Consider the following 6,686-nt stretch of genomic DNA (forward strand, 5'->3'; position numbering starts at 1 on the left):
GCCCACACGAGCGATGAGTGGATTTATGTTGACCTTGGCAGCGAGCATAACATCKGCCGTATTCGCCTGAACTGGGAAAATGCCGCAGGCCGCATCTACGATCTGCAAGTTTCGGACGATGCTCAGAACTGGACAACGATTTACCGTGAAATCAATGGCCAAGACGGCTGGATGGATACGCAGGTTTATGCCAGTGGACGTTACGTTCGTATGAAGGGAATCTCCCGCACGACGAGCTACGGCTACTCGTTGTTCAATTTCAGCGTGTACGATTATGTTGAAGGCGATCCGAAACCGGCTTATACGATCCCTCCACTTCCTACTGCAACGACAGTTAATGTGGGTAAAGGCAGCTATTTGAGCAGCGATATTAACATGCCACAGCCCCGTCCACCTGTTAATAAAACAGATGATGTGAAGGGTCCAATTCCTTCAAATGACTGGTGGCAGTCCGTTCTTATTAAAAACTTGAGTGACAGCCTTATCACGCTTCCGCTCAAATCCAAATATACGACGATGGGTCTCGGTATCCTGAACCCGGGTGCGGGTTGGGTGAATGACACAGGCAACTCCCAGGCAGCAGACGGAGCACCTGACTTCTACTTGAACGCAGGCAACATCTCACCRTCGCACATCAAGAACAAAGTAGCCGGCTATGGCGACTGGTCCGCAACAGTTCAGCTGAGCGACAACGACACGGATAAAATGAAAACAACTTTCGTCAAAGGCTCGCCGTACCTGTATTCGGAATTCAGTGATCCAACGACTCCGGAGTTGAACTTCCCGGTTTCCACGAGCTTCTATGACGACAACGGCAATCCGGTTCTCTTGGCAGAAGGCGCAACTTTGACGGCAGATCACATCGGCTTTACCGTCAATAACGTAGATGGCTCGCCGCAATCGAAACCCGTGACTCGCCACTACGGCTTGTTCGCACCGCAAGGCTCTGTTTTCATGAAAGTCGGCAACAAAATCAAAGTTCGACTCGGCAGCGGACAAAACTACATGTCCCTAGCCTCCATGCCGGCTGCAAGTGATTTGAACTTTTTTTATAAACACGGCTATGCCTTCATTAAAAATACGACTGTAACTCCGGGCTATGACGAAAACACTTCGGAAGTCACGACCCGCTTCGATGTCGAGATCGATCAGAAGCGCGCGGACATGGAGCCAACGACGTTGATGGCACTGCTCCCACATCAATGGAAGCAAACGTCCTCTCCGCTGACTTCGCTTGCTTATGAGTCCATTCGTGGCACATTGAAGCTTCATGAGGGCAACTCGTTTACGACGGTTGACCGTTTTAACGGTATCGTCCCTCAATTTACAGAACCCGGAGATCCGACTTACTCACGTGAAACCCTGCTTAAGCAATTAAGCTATCTGGACGAATCTACATCGAAGAACATCATGTCAGGCGATGCTTATTGGCAAGGCAAAGTCCTTCATCCGCTGGCAATGGGCGTCTTGATTGCCGATCAAATCGGGGACCAAGCGTACAAAAATGTGTTCTTGGAGCGACTCAGAACGATCTTGACGGACTGGTACACTTACACCAAGGGAGAGCCGGACTACTTCATGTACTACGACCCAACTTGGGGTACTATGTATTACAAGAACAGCGAATTCGGCGCTAACACTGGCCTGACAGACCACCATTTCACTTATGGTTATTACGTCTTCGCTTCCGCCGTACTTGCCACTTACGATCAAGATTTCAAAAACAATTACGGCGAGATGGTCGAGAACCTCATCAGAGACTACGCGAACCCATCGAAGAACGATCCGCAATATCCGTTCCTGCGCAACTTCGATCCGTACGAAGGTCATTCATGGGCTGGCGGTTACGGGGATAACAACAACGGGAACAATCAGGAAGCAGCGGGCGAGTCATTGTTTGGCTGGGTCGGCGAATACATGTGGAGCCTGATGTCCGGCGATAAGAACTTCCGTGATATCTCTATCTACGGCTTCACGACAGAACTGAAAGCTGTAGAACAATACTGGTTCAACTATGACAATGACAACTGGCTGCCTGGATTTGCTCACAAATCCGTTGGTCAAGTGTACGGCAGCGCGTATAACTTCGGTACGTTCTTCAGCGGCGATCCTGTCAACGTTTACGGCATTCACTGGTTGCCAACAGGCGAGTACCTGACAAGCTACGGGTTCGATCCTGCAAAAGCTGCAGACCTGTATAATGGTCTCGTCAAGGATAACAAAGGCCCAGAAAACGCATGGCAGCACATCGTTTGGCCAATTGAAGCCTTAAGCGAGCCGCAAACAGTGCTTAATAAATTTACGACTGAGAATACGCAAAAGAACGAAATCTTCAATACTTACTGGTTTGTTCACAGCATGGCAACTCTCGGAACGCGCACCAAAGACATCTGGGCAAGCGGCTGGTCCGGAGCTACCGTCTACAAGAAAGATGCGGCTTACTCCGCGATGATCTGGAATCCGAAGAACGAAGCGGTTACGGTGACATTCCATAATGCAGCTGGCGCAACAGGATCTGCAAAGGTTGGGCCGAAATCACTTGTGAAAGTAGATCCGACGAAAGTAACCGATTTGGATGGCAATAAACCTCCGCAACTTGCGGCAGATACGACGGAAAACGTAATTGGGCAACCAATTGACATTACTTTTGCCGACCATCTGAAATGGCGCGAGTCCATCAGCTCAGTTCTCGTTAATGGTGCAGCCATGAATGCCACGCAGTATAGCGTCCAAGGCGGCAAAATCACCCTGAACAGCGCTATGTTCCCCGTGGAAGGCAGCTACACGATCACTGTTCAATCGGCTGGATACCCGGATACGAGCGCACAGCAAGTCGTCATCACGAACTCGACGGTAAATCTTGCGCTGAATAAGCCGACTTTCACGTCGGATAAAGCGAAAAGCCCAGGCTCCTACGCAGTTGACGGCAAGCTGGATACACGCTTTGAATCGGATTTCAGCGATCCGCAGTTTATCGGTGTCAACCTGAGCTCGGAGTATAAAATTAGTCATATTCGCTTGAACTGGGAGAATGCAGCTGGTAAAAGCTACACCGTTCAAACTTCGGTAGACGGTGAAACTTGGCAAACGGTGTACACAACCACACGTGGTCATGAAGGCATCGACGACATCAAATTCCCAGCCGTGAATGCCAGATACGTCAAAGTAGAAGGCACAGAACGAACGACAAACTATGGTTATTCCTTATGGGAAATGGAAGTGTTCGGTACGCCTGCAGGCGATCTTGACGCTCCGAAATTGACTGCGGACACGACAATGAACCGCGTTGGCCAGCCGATCGACATCGGCTTTGATGACTTCGCGGATTGGAGAAACGCTGTCACTGGTGTGAAAGTAAATGGCGTGGCGGCATCTGCTGCACAATACGTCGTATCACCAGGTAGAATCACACTGAATGGCGCCTTGTTCCCTGAAGCTGGCAGCTATGAGATTTCCGTTGAAGCTAAAGGCTTTGCGAGTTCAGCTGTTCAGCAAGCAATCGTTACGAACTCGAACGTCAACCTTGCTTTGCGCAAGCCGACGCTCACATCTGCGAATCCGAAGCAATCTGGCAAAAATGCCGTTGACGGAAACATCGCAACGAGATGGGAATCCGACTTCAGCGACCCGCAGTACCTAACGGTCGACCTCGGCGCGGATAACACCATTTCCCGTGTGCTTCTGAACTGGGAGAATGCAGCCGGCAAGAGCTACACAGTTGAAGTCTCTTCAGACGGTAAAGACTGGAAAACGGTTTATGCGACAACAACAGGTAAACCAGGCATTAACGATATCGGATTCTTGCCCACCCATGCAAGATACGTGAAAGTTAATGGCACTGAGCGGACGACAGCCTATGGCTTCTCGCTTTTGGAATTTGAAGTATACGGCAATGCTTCCAGCTTGCCGAGCGCGCCGGAACTGTCCGCAGATACGACGGACGCGAAAGTCGGTCAACCGATCGACATCACCTTCGACGATGATGCAACATGGAGAGGCACGATCGAAGCTGTCAAAGTTGACGATACAGCAGTGAGCTCCAACCAATTCAAATTGGGCGCAGGTAAAATCACTTTAGACGCTTCGCTTTTCAAAGATGCGAAAACATACCGAATCTCGGTGCAAGCAGCAGGTTACACGGAAGCATCCGTTCAGCAAACAATCGCAGCGAAAGAAATTCCAGGTAATCCGAATACGGATCCAGATACGAATCCAGGACATGATCCAGGAACTGATCCAGGGCATGATCCAAATACGAACCCGAATCCGCTAAATCTCGCTTACGGTAGACCGACAGCTTCCTCACCGGACTACCATCGTTCTAGCGCTGATGCCGTCGACGGGCGTTTCGATCGCCGATGGGAGTCTGCTTTTGAAGACAACCAATGGATGAGCGTTGATCTCGGAGCACCCAAAACGATTAATCATGTTGTTCTGACATGGGAAAATGCCTTCGGCAAAGCTTATACCATCGATGTCTCCTTGGATGGACAAACATGGACAACGGTATACGCTACTGAGAATGGCAACGGCGACATTGACGATCTTACATTTGCTCCAGTGAGTGTAAGATATGTGAAGATGAATGGAATCAAACGAGGAACACCATACGGCTTCTCCTTATGGGAATTCGAAGTCTATGCTGGTAATCAAGCTCCGCTTGCAGGACCTGCATTGACGGCGGATGCGGCGGATAACATTCTTGGTCAAGCGATCGACGTCACGTTTGCCGACAATACCGCTTGGAGAAACGCTATCAACGCAGTTGAATTGAACGGTGTTACCCTTCGTGCAGACCAATACAAGGTATCAGCAGGCACGATTACACTTAGCGCTGCTTTATTCACAGAAGCTCGACCTTACGAAGTGAAGGTGCATGCAACTGGCTATGACGACGTTACGCTTGTTCAAGCCATTATACCTGCAACTAATCTTGCGCTTTTCAAACAAGTCACCACTTCCGACCAACCGCTTCAAAGCGCCATGCTGGCCGTGGATGGYAATAAGAGCACACGCTGGGAGTCAGCGTTCAGTGATCCACAATGGATCTGCGTTGATCTTGGTCAATCCTTCAAGATCGGGCGCGTCCTTCTGAACTGGGAGAATGCTTCAGCGAAAGCTTACACCGTTGAAGTGTCCACGAACGGCGAGAACTGGACGACAGTTTCCTCGGTAACATACGGAGACGGCGGTAAAGACAACATCCTCTTCACCCCTGTTGACGCTCGTTACGTTAAAGTTGCTGGCACACAACGCAACACGCAATACGGTTACTCCTTGTTTGAACTAGAAGTATACGAATAATTAGAAAGGACCGTCAGGCGTAATCGCCTGGCGGTCCCTTTTTGGTTGGACATACTGTATTCGTGCCCCATTCCATGGGAACTGGAGTCCTCTATTCGGAGAAAAACGAGCTATTTCCACTTTGAGCGGAACTACAAGCACTTATTTGGCCTCCAAGGTGCGTATTTCAGGTGAAAATCAACGAAATAACGAACCACAGTTCCCCTTAGACTTGGAAATCATGCATTTCCAACGAAATAAAGGCCTGTAGTTCCCCACTGCCAGACTTACCTCTCACTCTGCTCATCGCTGCTGGTGACGATCAGATTACGGACCGTTTCCCGCAAGCTCTCGCGCATATCGTGCGGCGTCCCTTCATCGGTCACTAACGTCTGAATCCGATTAAGCTCCATGCCAAACAGGAAGCCACTACGATTGGCTTTGGACGAATCCGCCATGAGAATGAGGTGATTACTCTGCTCAACCATCATCTGAGCAATTTGCAGAGGCTCCCACTTTGAATAGTAAATGCCTTGTGTACCGAACCCCATGCAGGAAAACAGCGCTTTGTCGAAGCGATATTGACGGAGCTCGCAGTGCAGCTTATAGCCAAATGTCATACCATCTTCCCCGACCTCGCCGCCGACCATATAGACATTCAGCTTCCCCTTTTTTTGAACCAAATTCAAGGCAACCATCGCCGAGTTGGTCACAATTGTCAGGTTCTTATCACCTGGAATCAAGCGCGATAGCACAAGTCCAGTCGTATTGCCATCTACAAAAACACTATCGCCCTCTTCCAATAAGAGCACCGCTTCGCGGGCAATAGCCTCCTTACGCTCCAGATTCAGCTGCATGCGATCATAATAAGGCATATCCCAGGTTGTCTGCTCTCTTTTAACAGCACCGCCATACGTTCTCCGAACAATGCCTTTCTCGTCCAAAATACGTAAATCCCGGCGGATTGTTTCCACCGAGACACCATAGGTCAGCATTAATTCATCGACAGAAACGCTGCCGGCACGCCGCACTTCCATGATAATTTCATTTCTCCGACGGACTGAATTCAAAGGTATATCCTCCCCTGCTGCTAGTAAAACAAGGCTTCCCCATAAGCCTTAACTGCGCTTACGTAGGAAGCCTGTCACCTATTTGTTCCTGAGCTTGTATTCGTTCCTGATCTTTGTCCCCGAGCTTACTTGAATTCTTTGAGCGCTTTCGTTGAGTCAGCCTGCGCCTTCTTCAGCGCATCAGCCGGAGATAATTTACCAGCAGTCAATGCTTGCAAAGCCTCTCCAACCGCAGTATCCATCTTGCTGCGCGCAGCGCTGGATACATCGATTCGCGCATAAGGGAACACTTCATCGAATGCCTGCTTCTTCTGCGGGTTATCTGTATAGTTC

2 protein-coding genes and 1 pseudogene are annotated in these 6,686 nt (G+C 49.7%); 1 reads left to right on the forward strand and 2 read right to left on the reverse strand.

Features of this window, described 5'->3' with window-relative positions; all coding sequences use genetic code 11:
* Positions 1-5,304: galactose-binding domain-containing protein (locus AC1DUA_RS17610; protein ID WP_477501007.1), on the forward strand; the 5,304-nt coding region annotated here is incomplete at its 5' end.
* Positions 5,305-5,570: 266 nt separating this feature from the next.
* Here the strand turns inward: AC1DUA_RS17610 and AC1DUA_RS17615 are convergent.
* Together AC1DUA_RS17615 and AC1DUA_RS17620 are read right to left on the reverse strand one after the other, a co-directional pair.
* Positions 5,571-6,353 carry a DeoR/GlpR family DNA-binding transcription regulator gene (locus tag AC1DUA_RS17615; RefSeq protein ID WP_477501008.1) on the reverse strand — a complete coding sequence of 261 codons (783 nt, stop codon included), beginning with the start codon at positions 6,351-6,353 and terminating at the stop codon, positions 5,571-5,573.
* Positions 6,354-6,478: 125 nt separating this feature from the next.
* Positions 6,479-6,686 (reverse strand): annotated as a pseudogene (locus AC1DUA_RS17620) (hypothetical protein); the annotation flags it as partial.

It is taken from the genome of Paenibacillus sp. 01T422, assembly GCF_056398785.1.